The 15,186-nt window shown below is 75.6% G+C and carries 14 protein-coding genes; 10 read left to right on the forward strand and 4 right to left on the reverse strand.

Features of this window, described 5'->3' with window-relative positions; genetic code table 11:
* The first annotated feature begins 33 nt into the window (after positions 1-33).
* Both OG823_RS16435 and OG823_RS16440 read left to right on the forward strand, forming a co-directional pair.
* Positions 34-696 (forward strand): response regulator transcription factor, encoded by a 663-nt coding sequence (locus OG823_RS16435; protein WP_371480307.1) that lies wholly within the window; start codon positions 34-36, stop codon positions 694-696.
* A complete protein-coding gene (locus OG823_RS16440; protein WP_371480308.1) occupies positions 696-2,027 on the forward strand; it encodes an ATP-binding protein in 1,332 nt (443 codons plus the stop codon). The genes OG823_RS16435 and OG823_RS16440 overlap by 1 nt, the downstream gene beginning before the upstream one ends.
* Here OG823_RS16440 and OG823_RS16445 read toward each other — a convergent pair.
* Positions 2,006-2,956, reverse strand: a complete 951-nt coding sequence (locus OG823_RS16445; protein ID WP_371480309.1) for a TAXI family TRAP transporter solute-binding subunit — start codon at positions 2,954-2,956, stop codon at positions 2,006-2,008. The two genes, OG823_RS16440 and OG823_RS16445, sit on opposite strands and share 22 nt — an antisense overlap.
* A gap of 61 nt (positions 2,957-3,017) precedes the next feature.
* Between OG823_RS16445 and OG823_RS16450 the strand changes: the two genes are divergently transcribed.
* From OG823_RS16450 to OG823_RS16485, 8 genes are all read left to right on the forward strand, one after another.
* Entirely contained in the window at positions 3,018-3,218 is a 201-nt protein-coding gene (locus OG823_RS16450; protein ID WP_371480310.1) for a hypothetical protein, read from the forward strand.
* Between the two features lie 215 nt (positions 3,219-3,433).
* Positions 3,434-4,906, forward strand: a complete 1,473-nt coding sequence (locus tag OG823_RS16455) for an SPFH domain-containing protein (protein ID WP_371480311.1) — start codon at positions 3,434-3,436, stop codon at positions 4,904-4,906.
* Positions 4,907-5,119: 213 nt separating this feature from the next.
* Positions 5,120-7,933, forward strand: a complete 2,814-nt coding sequence (locus OG823_RS16460; RefSeq protein WP_371480312.1) for a PKD domain-containing protein — start codon at positions 5,120-5,122, stop codon at positions 7,931-7,933.
* A 126-nt stretch (positions 7,934-8,059) separates the two neighbouring features.
* A complete protein-coding gene (locus OG823_RS16465; RefSeq protein WP_371480313.1) occupies positions 8,060-9,064 on the forward strand; it encodes a 3-oxoacyl-ACP synthase III family protein in 1,005 nt (334 codons plus the stop codon).
* On the forward strand, positions 9,061-9,822 hold the full coding sequence (locus OG823_RS16470; RefSeq protein WP_371480314.1) for a glycosyltransferase family A protein: 762 nt from the start codon (positions 9,061-9,063) through the stop codon (positions 9,820-9,822). Before OG823_RS16465 ends, OG823_RS16470 begins: the two co-directional genes overlap by 4 nt.
* A 110-nt stretch (positions 9,823-9,932) precedes the next feature.
* A complete protein-coding gene (locus tag OG823_RS16475; protein ID WP_371480315.1) occupies positions 9,933-11,402 on the forward strand; it encodes an AMP-binding protein in 1,470 nt (489 codons plus the stop codon).
* A complete protein-coding gene (locus OG823_RS16480; protein WP_371480316.1) occupies positions 11,399-12,514 on the forward strand; it encodes a cytochrome P450 in 1,116 nt (371 codons plus the stop codon). Before OG823_RS16475 ends, OG823_RS16480 begins: the two co-directional genes overlap by 4 nt.
* The gene (locus tag OG823_RS16485; RefSeq protein WP_371480318.1) at positions 12,511-13,386 is read left to right on the forward strand and encodes an NAD-dependent epimerase/dehydratase family protein; all 876 of its coding nucleotides are present in this window, start codon (positions 12,511-12,513) and stop codon (positions 13,384-13,386) included. Before OG823_RS16480 ends, OG823_RS16485 begins: the two co-directional genes overlap by 4 nt.
* 57 nt (positions 13,387-13,443) lie before the next feature.
* Here the strand turns inward: OG823_RS16485 and OG823_RS16490 are convergent, their stop codons facing one another.
* The 3 genes from OG823_RS16490 to OG823_RS16500 all read right to left on the reverse strand — a co-directional run bounded on the left by OG823_RS16490 (position 13,444) and on the right by OG823_RS16500 (position 15,102).
* Positions 13,444-13,644 (reverse strand): DUF5326 family protein, encoded by a 201-nt coding sequence (locus OG823_RS16490; RefSeq protein ID WP_371480319.1) that lies wholly within the window; start codon positions 13,642-13,644, stop codon positions 13,444-13,446.
* A 224-nt stretch (positions 13,645-13,868) separates the two neighbouring features.
* Positions 13,869-14,594, reverse strand: coding sequence for a thiaminase II (tenA, locus tag OG823_RS16495; RefSeq protein WP_371480320.1), 726 nt, complete (start codon positions 14,592-14,594; stop codon positions 13,869-13,871).
* A gap of 190 nt (positions 14,595-14,784) precedes the next feature.
* Positions 14,785-15,102 (reverse strand): cupin domain-containing protein, encoded by a 318-nt coding sequence (locus OG823_RS16500; protein ID WP_371480321.1) that lies wholly within the window; start codon positions 15,100-15,102, stop codon positions 14,785-14,787.
* Positions 15,103-15,186: the final 84 nt, after the last annotated feature.

Consider the following 15,186-nt stretch of genomic DNA (forward strand, 5'->3'; position numbering starts at 1 on the left):
CGGCGCGCCCCGGTCGGACCTACCCTGAGCGGCATGCACGTACTCCTCGTCGAGGACGACGACCGGCTCGCGGCGGCCCTGGCCGCCGCGCTGGCCCGGCACGGGCACCAGGTGGTCCGGGCCGGGCGGGCCGACGACGCACTCCGGCTCAAGGACACCGCCGAGTTCGTCCTGCTCGACCTCGGACTGCCCGACATGGACGGCCTGGAGGCGCTGCGCCGGCTGCGCCGGGTCTCCACCGTGCCGGTGATCGTGCTCACCGCGCGGACCGAGGAGCGGGACATCGTCAGAGGGCTGCGCTCGGGAGCGGACGACTACCTGGTCAAGCCGTTCCGGACGGCGGAGCTGGTGGCCCGGATGGAGGCCGTGCAGCGGCGCGGCACCAGGCCCCGGGCCGCCGCCGGGCGACAGGTCTCGGTCGGCGACACCCTGATCGACCTGGAGACCCGCCGGCTGACCGTGGACGGCGCCGCGGTCGTGCTGACCCGGCGGGAGTTCGACGTGCTGGCACTCCTCGCCCGCGAGCCCGGGGTGGTCCGCAGCCGCGAGGAGATCCTCGACGAGATCTGGGGGGACGTCCTGCTCTCCGCGTCCCGCTCGCTGGACGTCCACATCGCGGGGATCCGCGCCAAGACCGGTCGACCGGGCCTGGTGGAGACCCTGCGCGCGACCGGCTACCGGCTGGCCACCGCCTGATGCAGCGACGTCTGCTGGCCGTCTACACACTGCTGATCGCCTGCCTGGTCGCGGCGCTGGCCGTACCGCTCGCACTGGCCTACTCCTCCCACCGCACCGGGGAGCTGCTGCTCGCCCGCCGCGCCGACGCCACCCGCTTCGCGGAACTCGCCGACCGCGCGATCCGGGACGGGGACACCGCCGGACTCACCCTGGAGGTCTCCCGCTACAGCGCCCTGTACGCGACGGCGGTGGAGATCCGCGACCGGGACGGCGTGACCGTCGCGGGCGGCGGCGTCCGCGACGAGGCCGCCGTCTCGCGCGCGCTGTCCGGGCGCACCACCGACCGGCTGCCGCTGCTCACCCCCTTCGGCCCCGCCGGCGTGCTGATCGCGGAGCCGGCCGGGCGGGACGCCCAGGTCACCGGGACGGTCCTGATGCGGGCCCCGACCGGCGCCGCGCGCCGCGCGGTGGCGGCCGTCTGGGCGGCCCTCGCCGGGGGCTCGCTCGCGGCCCTGCTCTGCTCCCTGGTGGCCGCCCGCCGGCTGGCCGGCTGGATCCTGCGGCCGGTCGGCGAACTCGACCGCACCACCAGGGCGATCGCCGAGGGCCGGTTGGACGCCCGCGCCGGCACCTCCCGCGGCCCGGCCGAACTGCGGCGCCTGGAGCAGCGGTTCAACACGATGGCGGATGCCATCGCGGGGGCGCTGGAGCGTCAGCGGGCCTTCGTCGCGGACGCCTCGCACGAGCTGCGCACGCCGCTCACCGTGCTGTCACTGCGCCTGGAGAACCTGGAGCCGCACCTCGTCCCCGCCGGCCGGGCCGAGTTCGACGAGACGCTCGCCGAACTCGACCGTCTGAACGCTCTGCTGGAGGACCTGCTGACGCTCGCCCGGGTGGAGGCCGACGCCGGTCTGCCCGAACTGGACGCGGTGGAGCACCTGCTGCCCCGACTGGCCGGCTGGCAGGAGGTGTACGCGGCCCGCGGCATCGGGCTCGGGACGCAGATCGCCGCGACCGGCCCGGTACCGGCCGCGGCGGCCCGGATCGCCGACATCGCCCTGGACAACGCCGCGAAGTTCGTTCCCGCCGGCGGCCGGGTCCACGTCACCCTGGCCGACGGGGTGCTCCGGATCGCGGACGACGGGCCGGGACTGGACGAGGAGAGCCGGCAGGCGGCTCTGGGCCGCTTCTGGCGGGCGCCCGGGCACGGCAACGTCCCCGGCAGCGGGCTCGGACTGGCCATCGCCGCCGAACTGGCCCGGGCCTGCGGCGGCGCCCTGGCCCTGCTGCCCAACCACCCGCACGGGCTGGTGGTGGAACTGCGGCCTCAGCCGTGGACCGAGCGGTAGTACGCCTGCGCCCCGGGGTGCAGGGGCACGGTTCCGGTGCCGATCGCGTAGCGCTCGTCCAGCCGGCTGCCCGGCGCGTCCGGCACCTGGAGGCGCTCCCGCCGCCGGAACAGCACCTCGGTGACGGCCCGGACGGTGGCGGCGGCCAGCTCCGCGCGGCAGACCAGGTAGCTCGGCGTGCCCAAGGTCGTGGTCGGCTCCCGCTGCCCGTAGGCTCCCGCCGGTATCGACACGCTCTCGTAGACCGGACCGTAGGTCTGTCGCAGTGCCGGCGCGAGCCCGCCGAGCGGGACCAGCCGGATCGGCAGGTCGGCGGCCAGCTCGGTGATCGCCCGGGTCGGGACGCCGCCCGACCAGAAGAACGCCTCCAGCGCCCCCGACCGCAGCGCCGCCACCGACTCCGGCAGGCCCAGGCGCCGGGCGCCGCCGGCATCGACCCCGGCCGCGGCCAGCACCCGTTCGGCCACCACCGAGGTGCCCGACCCGGCGGCGCCCAGCGACACCGCACGGCCGAGCAGCTGCTCCGCCGAACCGACAGGCGAGCCGGCCGGCACCACCAGGTGCAGCTGGTTCAGATAGAGCCGGGCGATCGCGGAGACCGCCACCGGCCGGTCGAAGGAGAAGCGCCCGGCCACCGCGTCCGCCGCGCTGTCGGCGAGCGTCAGCCCCAGTTCGGCCTCCCGCCCGCCGAGCAGCAGCAGGTTCTGCACGCTCGCCGCCGTACCGATGACCTCGACCGCCAAGCCGCCGTACGCCGCGTGGATCTCCGCCGCGAGCCGCCGGCCGAAGGCCTCGTACGGGCCGCCCTCCGGCCCCGCGGCCAACCGGAGCTCCCCGCGCGGCGCGGGCCCCGAACAACCGGCGGGCACGGCCGTGCCGAGAACTCCGGCACCGAGGGCCAGGACCGCGCGGCGGGAGAGGCTGGGCACCGCGCCATGCTAGCCGGGCGCAGGGGCGTCACACTTGGTCCGGAACCGAAGGAGGCCGGCGATGGTGGGCAGTACGGGCCGGGTGACCGGCACGGTGGGAGAGGGCCTGGTCGGCGAGGTGCTGCTGCACGTACCGCAGCGGCAGGGGACGGAGGCCTTCCTCGCGTACCTGGCGGTACCGGGGGAGCGGCTGCGCCCGGGCACCCAGGTGGTGGTGATCGAGCACCAGCCGCCGCGCACGGTGTACGTGGCCCCGCTCTGAGCGCCGGCGGGTGCCGGGACGAGCGCCGAAGGGGCACCGACACCGCGCTGACCAGGGCGGACGGGCGACCGGGAGACTGATGCAGAATCAGGACGCGGAGCGCTTCCAAAATGATCGAAAGAGGCGCAGAATCTCCTGCTGCCACCGCGTTCCGCGCCATCCTGCACAACAGAGCGCAGCCACGGAACCGGTGTGCCCTGAAGGGGGAAAAGCCGATGCTCATCGGCATCGCAGGGGCGTCCGTCGCCTCTCTCATCATCCTGATCGTGCTCTTCAAGCTCATGTGGCGGGTCGCCGAGCCCAACGAGGCACTGATCATCTCCGGTTCGAGGCACCGCGCCGAGGGGGTCGGCGAAGGGCTCGGCTTCCGCATCGTCACCGGCCGCGGCACGCTGGTGACCCCGGGCGTGCAGGTGGTGCGCAAGCTGTCGCTGGACCTCAACGAGGCCGACCTCGACGTCGAGTGCGTGACCTCACAGGGGATCCCGGTGCACGTCAAGGGCGTTGTGATCTTCAAGGTCGGCGACGACGCGGTGTCGATCGCCAACGCCGCCCGCCGCTTCCTGGACCAGCAGGCGATGATGGGCCACCGGGTCCACAACGTCTTCGCCGGCCACCTGCGCTCGATCGTCGGCGGCCTGACCGTCGAGGACATGATCCGCGACCGCGAGCGGCTCACCGGCGAGACCCGTGCCGCCTCCGGCACCGAGATGGAGAAGCTGGGTCTGATCATCGACTCGCTGCAGATCCAGGAGATCCTCGACCCGACCGGCTACATCCAGAACCTGGCCGCTCCGCACGCGGCCCGGGTCATGCGCGACGCCCGGATCGCCCAGGCCGAGGCGGACCGCCAGGCCACCGAGGCCGAGCAGGAGTCCTTCGCCCGCAAGGCCGAGGCGACCCGCAACAGCGGCATCCAGCAGGCCGGCTACCAGGCCGAGATGGAGACCGCGACCGCCCGCGCCATGCAGGCGGGGCCGCTGGCCCTGGCCGCCTCCCGCCAGGAGGTCGTGGTCCAGGAGACGAAGGTCGCCGAGCTGGAGGCGCACCGCAAGGAGCAGCAGCTCCAGGCGGACGTCCGCAAGCCGGCCGACGCCCGCGCGTACGAGACCAGGACCAAGGCCGACGCCGACCGCGACGCCCGGATCTCGGCCGCCCAGGCCCAGGCCAAGGAGACCGAGCTCAAGGCCGGTGCCGAGGCGAACCGGGTGAAGATCGCGGCGCTCGCCGAGGCGGAGGCCACCAAGGCCCGGGGCCTCGCCTCCGCGGAGGCCACCCGTGCCACCGGCCAGGCCGAGGCCGCCTCCGCCGAGGCCAAGGGCCTGGCGGCGGCCGAGGCGGCCCGTGCGCTCGGCCTCGCCGAGGCCGAGGCGATCAAGGCCCGTGCGGCCGCCCTGGCGGAGAACCAGGAGGCCGTGGTCGCACAGCAGTTGGCCGAGAACTGGCCGGAGATCGTCCGGGCCGGCGCGGAGGCGTTCGGCAACGTCGAGCACATGGTGCTGCTGAACGGCGCCGAGGGCATGGGCGAGATGTTCGCCAAGGCCCTCACCATGGGCGGCACCGGCCTCGGCCTGGCCCGTCAGCTGCTGGGCACCATGAACGGAGCCACCCAGCCGGCCGCCGACCTGCCCGCGCAGGCCGCCGCCGAGCGCCCCCGGGCGCAGTCCATCCCGGTCCAGGAGGACTGACCGACCGGCGGCGTGCCCCCGCCGAAACGGCGCGGGCACGCCGCCGGGCCCCTCCCCCCGGTCGGCCGCCGGTCCCGCCCTCGCAGTGGATCTTCACAGCGCTACCCTGTTCCTGCTCCACGCCCGCACCCCGGGGGCGCCTCGCCGGCGCCCCGGCGTCGCGCGTGTCGAGCGATCGCGCCATCATGCTCTTCGCCAGGGGGAAACAACACCGTGCGTCTTCGTCACGCCGTCGGCCTCGCGGCCGCCACCGTCTCGGCCGTCGTCGGCCTGCCCACCGTCGCGTCGGGCGCGGAACCCGCCTCGGTGCTGTACGTGGACAACGCCGCCGCGGCGCACTGCCTCGACGGCGGTGCGGGCACGCAGGCACAGCCGTACTGCACGATCCAGGCCGCCGCCGACGCCGCCCGGCCGGGCCAGACGGTACAGGTGGCCCCGGGCGCCGACCTGGCCGGCGGGGCGAAGCTGACCCACTCGGGCAGTCCGGGCCACCCCATCGTGATCAACGGATCACCGCTGGCCCCCCTGGACAGCTCGGGGATGAGCGGACAGCCCTCGCTGCACAACGAGTCGGGCCATGTCCTCGAACTCTCCGGCGTCACCGACGTCATCGTCCGGGGATTCGACATCTACGGCACGGCCGACCCGATCCTGGTCACCGGTTCGAGCAGGATCGAGCTCGACCAGAACATCATCGAGTACTCCGGGACCGCGCCGCTGCCCGGTGGATCGGCGGCCGTCCGGCTGTCGGGGGCGAACGACCACGTCACGGTCAGCAGGTCGATCGTCTACCGGAACGCCGGCATCGTCGTGGAGACCGGCTCGCAGCACACCACGATCGTCGGCAACAGCGTCAGCTCCCCGGGGTCGACCGCCCTGACCGTGACGGACGCCCCCGGCACGGTCCTCACCAACAACACCCTCGTCGGTCTCGGCGCCGGTCTCGACCTGCGCGGCGCCTCGCCGGGCTCCGTGATCGAGAACAACATCGTCATCGCGTCGGCCACCCGGTCGTCGGTGGCCCCGGTGTCGGTCTCGGCGGACTCCGTACCCGGGACGACGATGGACTACAACATCGTCCACCGTCCGCAGCCGGGCGACGCGTACGCCTGGGGCGGGACGGGCTACCCGGCCCCCGCAGCGTTCACCGCCGGGACGGGCCAGGGCTCGCACGACTCGGACGCGGACGTCCCGTTCGACGGGGTCACCGGCCTCTACCCGATGCCCACGGACGCGGCCACCGCGGCCGTCGACTCCGGCGACCCGGCCGCGCCCGGTCTGCCGGACACCGACATGTTCGGCAAGGCCGTGGTGGACGATCCGCTGGTCGCCAACACCGGACCCGGGGGTGGCGTCAGGGACCGGGGCGCGTTCGAGGTGCAGGGCCTGCGGTACGCCTCGCTCAACCTGTACGGCGTCGACCACCCCGCGCCGGGCCCGCAGGGCCCCGGCCCGCTCGTGGTGGAGCTCACCGCGTACTCCTCCACCCGCTGGCCGACGGTCCTCCACTACACCTTCGACTTCGGTGACGGTTCCGCGCCGCTGGTCACCACGGACAAGACGGTCCGCCACACCTACTCCACGGTCGGCCGCCACCCGGCGAAGGTCACCGTCACCGACGGCATCGGCGGCAGCGTCGCCTCACCGGACGGCTCCTGGGTGACCGTCAACCCGGACGGCCCGGTCGTGCCGACCCTGGACGCCACGCCGAACGGCACCGACCCGCTGGGCTTCCGGCTCGACACCGGGGGCAGCAGCCCGTGGGGCATCCGCGACTACGCGGTGGACTTCGGCGACGGCAGCTCCGACTCGCGCTCGTACAGCGGCTTCACCCACACCTACGGCCACCCCGGCACCTACACCGTCAGGCTGACCGTCACCGACTTCGCCGGGCGCAGCGCGAGCACCACCCGGCAGGTCACCGCCGCCTACGCGGCCGCCGGCTTCACCGCGATCACGCCCGCCCGGGTGCTCGACACCCGCGTGCCGGGCAGCCGCAACGAGCAGCACGGCGCGTGGAGCAGCATCGACGTGAACGTGCGCTCCGCACAGGCGAACGGCTCGGCCGCCGTGGTGCCGGCCGGTGCGACCGCCGTCGTCATCAACCTGACCGCCACCGGCGGCAGCGGCACCGGCTTCCTCGCCGCCGGTCCCAACCGGGGCGAGCGGCCGGCCACCTCGAACGTCAACTACGGGCCCGGCCAGGACGTCGCCAACGTGGTCACCGTCCCGATCGGGGCCGACGGCAACGTCACGATCACCAACAGCACCGGCGCGGTGGGCGCCGTCGCCGACGTCCTCGGCTACTACCGGGCGGACAGCCCGGCGAAGTACACCGCCGTCACGCCGGCCCGGCTGCTCGACACCCGGGCCGCCGGTGACTCCCCGCTCGGCCAGGACAGGGCCCGCTCGCTGAAGGTCACCGGCGCCGGGGTCCCCGCCGATGCGGGCGCGGTCGTCCTCAACGTCACCTCCACCGACGCCACCGCCGACAGCCACCTGATCGTCTACCCCACCGGGGCGAACCGGCCGGCGGCCTCGAACCTCAACTTCGGGCCCGGCCGGACCGTGCCCAACCAGGTGATCGTGCCGGTCGGCGCCGACGGCAGCATCGACCTGTACAACCACCTCGGCAGCACCGACGTGATCGTCGACGTGTTCGGCTACTACGGTCCGGACGGCGGCGGCCTGTTCACCCCGGTCACCCCGGCCCGCCTGCTGGACACCCGGCTGAGCGGCGGCGCGCTCGGGCAGGGGGCGTCCCGGAGCGTCGGCGGGGTCCCGGCGGGCGCCACCGCCGCGGTCGTCAACATCACCGCGACCGGGACGACCACGGACACCCACCTGATCGTGCACGCCACCGGCACGGCCCTGCCGGGCACCAGCAACCTCAACCCGGTGCCCGGGCGCGACGTGCCCAACCAGGTGACCACGCCGGTCGGCGCCGACGGCAGGTTCGACGTCTTCAACCACATGGGCAGCACCCAGGTGATCGCCGACCTGTTCGGCTACTTCACCAACGGGTGACCCACCCCCGCCCTGCCGCGTGCCCGTCCACCGATCCCGGTGGGCGGGCACGTTGGGTATCCGGCGGCCCGGAACTGAGTACCCGTACTCAGGCCGTCGGAGCGCGCGCGACGGGAGCATGGCGTCATGGACCTCCCGATAGCGCGGGTCGGCATCACGGCCGTCGGCTCGTTTCTGCCCGCCCACCGGCTGACCTCGCAACAGCTCCAGGACGAGGTGGCCGGGGAACTACGGCTTCCCGAGCGGATGTTCGAGAAGGCGACCGGCATCGTCACCCGGCACTTCGCCGCCGAAGGCGAGTACGCCTCCACGCTCGCCCTGGGCGCCGCCCGCCGCGCCCTCGACGCCCGCGGCATCGACGCCACCGACATCGACCTGCTGCTGTACGCCTCGGCCACCCGTGATCTGTGCGAACCCGCCACCGCCCACCTGGTGCAGGCCGAACTCGGCTCCCGCGCCCACGCCCTGGACGTCGCCAACGCCTGCAACAGCTTCCTCAACGGGATCGACCTGGCCCGCGCGATGATCCTGGCCGGCCGGGCCCGGCGTGCGCTGGTGGTGACGGGCGAGACCCCCAGCCGCGCGATGCGGCGCGACCCGGGCGGCCTCGCCGACTTCCGCGAGGGCTTCGCGGGCTACACCTTCGGGGACGCCGGCGCCGCCGTCGTGGTCGAGCCGGTGGCGCGTGGCGGCATCCTCGACGTCGAGACCGAGACCGCCTCCGAGCACTGGGCGGTCGGCGGCATCCCGGGCGGCGGCTCGCGGCACCCGCGCGGCGACGAGTACAGCTACTTCCGCGGCGGCGGGACGCGGTTGCGCACCGTCTTCGAGAAGATCGGCGGCGACATCCTGAACCGGGTGGCGGCCCGCACCGGCCTCGGCTGGGACGCCTACGCCCGCGTCCTGGTCCACCAGGTGACCGTCCCCTACCTGGAACGGTTCGTCGAACTGACCGGGGTGCCCGCCGAGAAGCTGGTGCTCACGGTGCCGGACGTCGGCAACGTCGCCAGCGCCACGCTCGGCCTCCAACTCGACCGCGTCCGGCACGAGCTGGCTCCGGGGGACCGGGTGCTGCTGATCGGCCTGGGCGGCGGCGTCAGCCTGATGACCATGGTCTGGGAGGCGTCGTGACCGCCGGCCCGGGGAGCCCCGACGGGCTCTGGGTGATCGTCCCCGCGTACCAGGAGGAGGCGAGGATCGGCGACACCCTGACCGCCCTCGCCCGCCAGCACGACCGGGACTTCACCCTGCTGGTCGTCGACAACGGCTCCACCGACCGCACCGCCGCGCTGGCCCGCGCGTTCGCCGCCGAGGCGCCGTTCCCCGTGCGGGTCCTGGTCGAGTCGGAGAAGGGCGTCGGCTGCGCCGTCGACACCGGGTTCCGGTACGCCCTGGCACACGGCGCCACCCTGCTCGCCCGGACCGACGCCGACTGCGTCCCCCGGCCGACCTGGACGGCCGCCGCCCGGATCGCGCTCACCGCCCGCCCCGGACTGGTCTGCGGCCGGATCCTGGCCCGGCGCGACGAGCACGGCCCGCTCGGCCGGGCCGGCTTCCGCGCGCTGGTCCTCACCGCCGCCGTGTTCGGACGCCTGCGCCCCGCCCACCACCGCCGGCACGGCTACCTGGCCCCCTACCGGATGCACGCCGGCAACAACATGGCGATCACCGCCGAACTGTACGAGGCCGTCGGCGGCATGCCCCGGCGCCCGTCCCCCACCGACCGCGCCTTCCTCAACCGGGTCCGCCGGCACACCACCGCGATCAGCCGCTGCCGGGCCATGGCGGTGCACAACTCCACCCGCCGGCTGACCGCCTTCGGCGTGCTCGGGACGGCCCGCTGGTACCTGGACCGGGGCAGCGGCCGGCACGGCGCCAATCCGCGCTGACCCGCCGCACCCGCGCCCACCGCGCGCACGACGCCCACCGCGCCCACCGCGCCCACCGCGCGCACGACGCGCCGCCGACCCCCGCCCGAGCACACCGGAAGGACCGATCCGTGCTGGACAACCTCGCTCGGGCGCTGCGCACCGCGCCCGAGCGCCCCGCCGTACTGCGCAACACCCGTGGCGGCGCCGCCCGGGTGCAGATCCGCCGCGGTGAGCTCGCGGACCTCGCCGACGCCTACGCCGCCGCCCTGCACCGGCGCGGGCTGGGCCCGGGGGACACCCTGGGCGTGGCCGTCCGCCCGGGGCCGCGCGCGCTGGCCGTGCTGCTCGCCGCCCACCACCTGGGGCTGCGGATCGCCGTGCTCGACCCGAGCGCCGGTCCGGACGTGCTGCGCGCCCGGCTGTCGCTGGCCCGGCCCGCGCTGATCCTCGCGGACGCCGCCGCCCAGGCGGTGACCGGCTGGGCCCGCCCGCTCGCCCGCCGGGCCCACCTCGCGCTCCCTCCGCTCGCCGAACTCGGGCCGGTCGCCACCCTCGGGCGGCGCTGGCCGGGCAGCGCACCCGGACTACGGGCGGCCCCCGCCCCGCCGCCGAGGGCCGCCGACCCGGGGCCCGACGCGGACGCCGTCATCGTCTTCACCTCCGGCACCACCGCCGACCCGCGCGCCGTCGTGCACAGCCGGGCCGGCCTCGCGGCGGGCCTGCGCACCGTCGCCGCACTGGTCCGGCCGCAGGACGGATCGACCGTCCTCGGGGGCACCTTCTTCGTCCTGGTGCCCGCCCTGGCTGCCGGCGCAGGCGTCGCCCTGCCGGCTCGCTCGCCCGCCGCGCTGGCCCGCCAGCTCCACCACCTGGCGCCCGCCGAGACATACCTCACCCCACCGCTGCTGCGGGCCGCCCTGGCGGCCGGCGCCGGCTTCACCGGCCGGGTCTGGACCGGCTCCGCCCCGGCCGGCGCGGAGCTGCTGCGCCGGGTGAAGCGGGCCGGGGCCACCGAGGCCTGGAGTGTGTACGCGCTGACCGAGCTCTTCCCCGCCGCGGCCGTCGAGGAGGCCGAGAAGGCCGCCTTCACCGGCGCCGGGGATCTGGTCGGCCACCCCCTCCCGGGGGTGCGGACCCGGCTCGCGGAGGACGGTGAGCTGCTGCTCACCGGCCCCGGCGTCCGCCACCGCTACCTCGGCGAGCAGCCCGATCCCTGGGTCCGCACCGGGGACCGGGCCACCCTGACCGCCGACGGACGGATCGCGCTGGCCGGCCGCTGCAAGGACATGGTGCTGCGGCGGGCGGAGAACATCTACCCCGGGCTGTACGAACCCGCGCTGCACCTGCCCGGGGTCGAACTGGCCGTCCTGGTGGGCGTCCCGGACGCGGAGGGCGACGAGCGGCTGGTCGCCCTCGTCCAGCCGCGCCCCGGGGCCGACCACCGGCGGCTGCGCGCCGCCCTGGAGGAGCCGCTCGCCCGGATGGGCAGCGCCCGGCCGGACGCCGTCCTGTTCGCCGACGTGCCGCTCGCCGGCCGCTCCCGCAAACCCGACCGGGCCGCCGCGTCCCGGCTCTGCGCGGGGGAGCCGGCCCGATGAGCGGCGCCGGCACGCGCCGGGCCCGGCGCCGCGACCGCCGGGTCTACCTGGCCGGCCATCCCGTCCTGTTCGTCCTGCTCGCCGCGACCCGTCGCCGCCCGGTGGTCCGGATCGGCCGGACGGTGCTGGTGCACGGCGGCGCGGCCTACCACGAGGTGCTCACCCGGCTCCCGCTGGACCGCACCGCGGCCGGCACCACCGGCGGCGCGGCCGCCGAACTCACCGGCGGCGGGCTGCTGTTCGACCAGGACGGCGACGACCACCGGGCCGCCCGCCGCACGCTGGCCGCCGACCTCGGCGCCCGGACCGCGCTGCGGCTGCGCCCACGGTGGCAGGCCGTGCTGGACGAGCGCCTGGCCGTCCTGGGCCGGGGCCTGGCCCTCGATCTCGTACCGCTGGCAGCCGAGTTGGCGGGCCTGACCGCCGCCGCGCTGACCACCCCGGCCCCGACCGCCGCCGGGCCCGCCGGTGCGCCCGATCCGCTGCTGCTCGCCCACGCCGCCACCGAGGCGGCCGCCGCCACCGCCCGCGACCACCTGCCGGGGCGCCGCCGCCCCGGCGGTGCCGAGGCCGCGGCGACGGCCGCCGCCCGGCTCAACTCGCTGCTGCCGGACGGCCTGGACGCGATGCTGGCCGTGGCCGCCGTCAACACCACGGTGGCCGCCCTCCCCCGGGCCGCCGCCTGGTGCGCCGACGCGGGCCTCTGGGCCGGGCTCACGCCCGACAACGCCCCCGGGGTCGCCTCGGAACTGCTCCGGCTGACGGCCCCCTCGCCCGTCCTGCCGCGCGTCGCGGCGGCCGGCGCCACCGTCGCCGGCTGCCCGATCGCCCGCGGCGACCGCCTCGTCCTGGTCGCCCGGCATGCCGCCGAGTCGCACCGCGACACCCCCGTCGACCCGGCCCGGGCGACCCAGGCCGTGTTCGGCGCGGGCCCGCACGCCTGCCCGGGCGCCGCCGCTGCCCGCGCGCTGCTCGCCGAGTTCCTGCTGGCCCTGGCCCCGTACCGGCCGACGGTCGTGAGGGCCCGCGCCGACCACCGCTCCGCCCTGCCGGGCTGGGCCGAGCTGCAGGTCAGGGCCGGGCGACCGGCCGGCCGGGGAGCGAGCCGATGAGGATGGCCGTCACCGGCGCGAGCGGGTTCTGCGGCTCGCGGGTGGCCCTCGCGGCCGCCGCCCTGGGCGCCGAAGTGCTCTGCCTGGGGCGCGCTCCCGGCCCGCTCGGCCGGCACATCCGCTGGGACGCCACCGCCGGACGCCCCGACCTGGCCGGCGCCGACCTGGTCGTGCACTGCGCGGCCGCGGTCGGGGACCCGGCCCCCGGCTCCCCCGCCGAGGCCCTGCACCACGCCGTCAACGTCGACGGGACCGCCCGGCTGCTCGAAGCGGCGGCCGGGCGCCCGGTGGTCTGGGTGAGCAGCGCCAGCGTGTACGACCCCCGGCCCGACCGCTCGCTGGTCCGGGAGGACCACCCCACCGCCGGCGGCCACCTCAACGCGTACGGGCGCAGCAAGGCGGCCGGTGAGCGGCTCGCGCTGGCCGCCGGCGCGGTGGTGCTGCGCCCGCGGGCGGTCTACGGACCGGACGATCCGCACCTGGTGCCGCGACTGCTGGAGCGGGTCCGGCACGGGGTGCTGCTGCTGCCGGGCCCGGACGTGACGCTCAGCCTGACCGCGGTGCAGAACCTCGCGGACGCCTGTCTGGCCGCCGCCGGGTGGCCGCCCGGCGCCTACAACATCGCCGACGCCCGGCCGTACCGGCGGGACGAAACCGTACGCCGCGTCCTGGCGGCCCACGGCCGGAGCGTGCGGATCGGCCACCTGCCCGTCCGGCTGGCCGAGTTCGCCGCCCGCACCGGCCGGTTTCCCGGTCTCACCCGGTACGCGGTCGACCAGCTGGCCCGGGACGTCGTGCTGGACACCACCCGGGCCCGGGCCACCGGCTGGCGGCCCCGGTGGGATCTGGACTCCGCCCTGCCGTGGCCGTGAACGCGGCGACGCCCGTACCCCTGGGACAGGGGTACGGGCGTCGCCGGCCGAGGACCGTCAGTTCTTGGCGGCCTTCTTCACCAGGATCACCACGGCGGCGGCGATACCGACCACCACCAGGACCTTGAACGCGAACGCGAGCAGGGCGCCGACCACGCCGAACACGAATCCGATGATCTGCCACGCCAGGATCAGCACGATGATCGGGACGACGATGTTGCGCACCCACGAGGGCAGCGACTTCCAGAGCTCAGCCATGTCCGTTCCTTCTCTCCCCTCGGGCCGGCTGCCTGTCCGGTGCCGCATCCCGTCTGCTTCGGTACTTCGATCGTACGGGTGCCGAGCAGCCGGAACGAGGGCCCGCAGCCCCGAGAGAACCCGGAGATCACCCCGAGTCCCGACCCCGGGGCCAACCCTGGGAGTCGCTCCCCGGGAGCCCTCGGACCGGCCCCGGGGAGAGAGCGCGAGAGCCCCCGGCGGGATCAGACCGGCCAGGTCTCACCGCGCCAGGCGGCGTCCCAGAACATCCACTCGTACCGGGAGGTGGTGGTGAAGTGCTCGACCACCCGGCGCCGCTCGGCCGGCGAGATCTCCTCGCCGATCCGGTCGGTGAGCGCCAGCACCCGCCGGACCACGCTCTGGAAGGCCTCGTCGCCGTAGGTGGCGATCCACCGGGCGTACAGCGGGTCCGGCGAGGACCTGGCGAGCAGCTGCTCGCCGACCCGGGCGTAGATCCAGTAGCAGGGCAGCACCGCGCCGACCGCCTCCGCGAAGGAGCCGCCGTACACCGTCGCGAGCAGGTAGCTGGTGTAGGCCCGGGTGGTGGGCAGGACGGGTTCGGCGGCCGCCTGCTCGGCGCCGGCGCCGAGGGCGTCCATGAACTCGGCGTGCATGCCCTGCTCGGCGGCGAGCGCGCCCACCGCGTCGTCGGCGAACGCCCGGACGTCCTCCTCACCGGGCGCCTTGGCCGCGCAGACGGCCAGTGCCCGGGCGTAGTCGCGCAGGTAGTGCGAGTCCTGGACGACGAAGTGCCGGAACGCGGCGCGCGGCAGGGTGCCGTCGGTCAGGCCGCCCAGGAACGGGTGGTCGAGGATCCGGGTGTACACCGGCTCGATCGCCGCCCAGAGCTCCTCGGTCAGGCTCTGCGTGGCGACGGGCGTGGCGACGGGCGTGGCGCCGGACGCGCTCCCGGTCGGGCTCGGGGTCATGACTGCTGCTCCCTCCCTGTCCCGCACGGGGTTCGCCCCCGTGGCGGCCAGGTTCTGGCGGTCGGCGCGGCCGGCCGCACCCCGGCGGGCGGACCCGCCGTACGTGCCGCTCAGCGCCCTCTCAGCCCGCTGCCACGGGCTCCCGCGGTGATCACGGACTGGTCCGGACGACCCTACCGGGGGCCGCCGCTCAGTCCTCCGGCGGGGAGAACACGACCAGCACCCGCAGCTCCTCGGTGACGTGGTGGAACCGGTGCGGCACACCGGCCGGCACGTACGCCACGGTGCCCCGGCCGACGGTGGTGGTCTCGGCGCCGACGGTGAGCTCGGCCCGGCCGCTGACCACCTGGTAGATCTCGTCCTGGTCGTGCGCGGTCTGCTGGTCGGTGTCACCGGGGGAGAGTGCGTACAACCCGGCGGACATGTGGCGTTCCTTCAGGAAACGCAGATAGGCACCCTCGTTCGCGACGCGTTCCGCGTCGAGCGCGTCCAGCCGGAACACCTTCATCGGCAGCCGCTCCAGTTCCTCGGTGTGTGGGTCCCCGTACGGACGGTCTGCATCGGCGTCGGGGGCGTTTCGGCCAAGGGCATT

Origin of the sequence: Kitasatospora sp. NBC_00315 (assembly GCF_041435095.1) — a bacterium.
In the GTDB taxonomy this organism is placed as follows: Bacteria; Actinomycetota; Actinomycetes; order Streptomycetales; family Streptomycetaceae; genus Kitasatospora.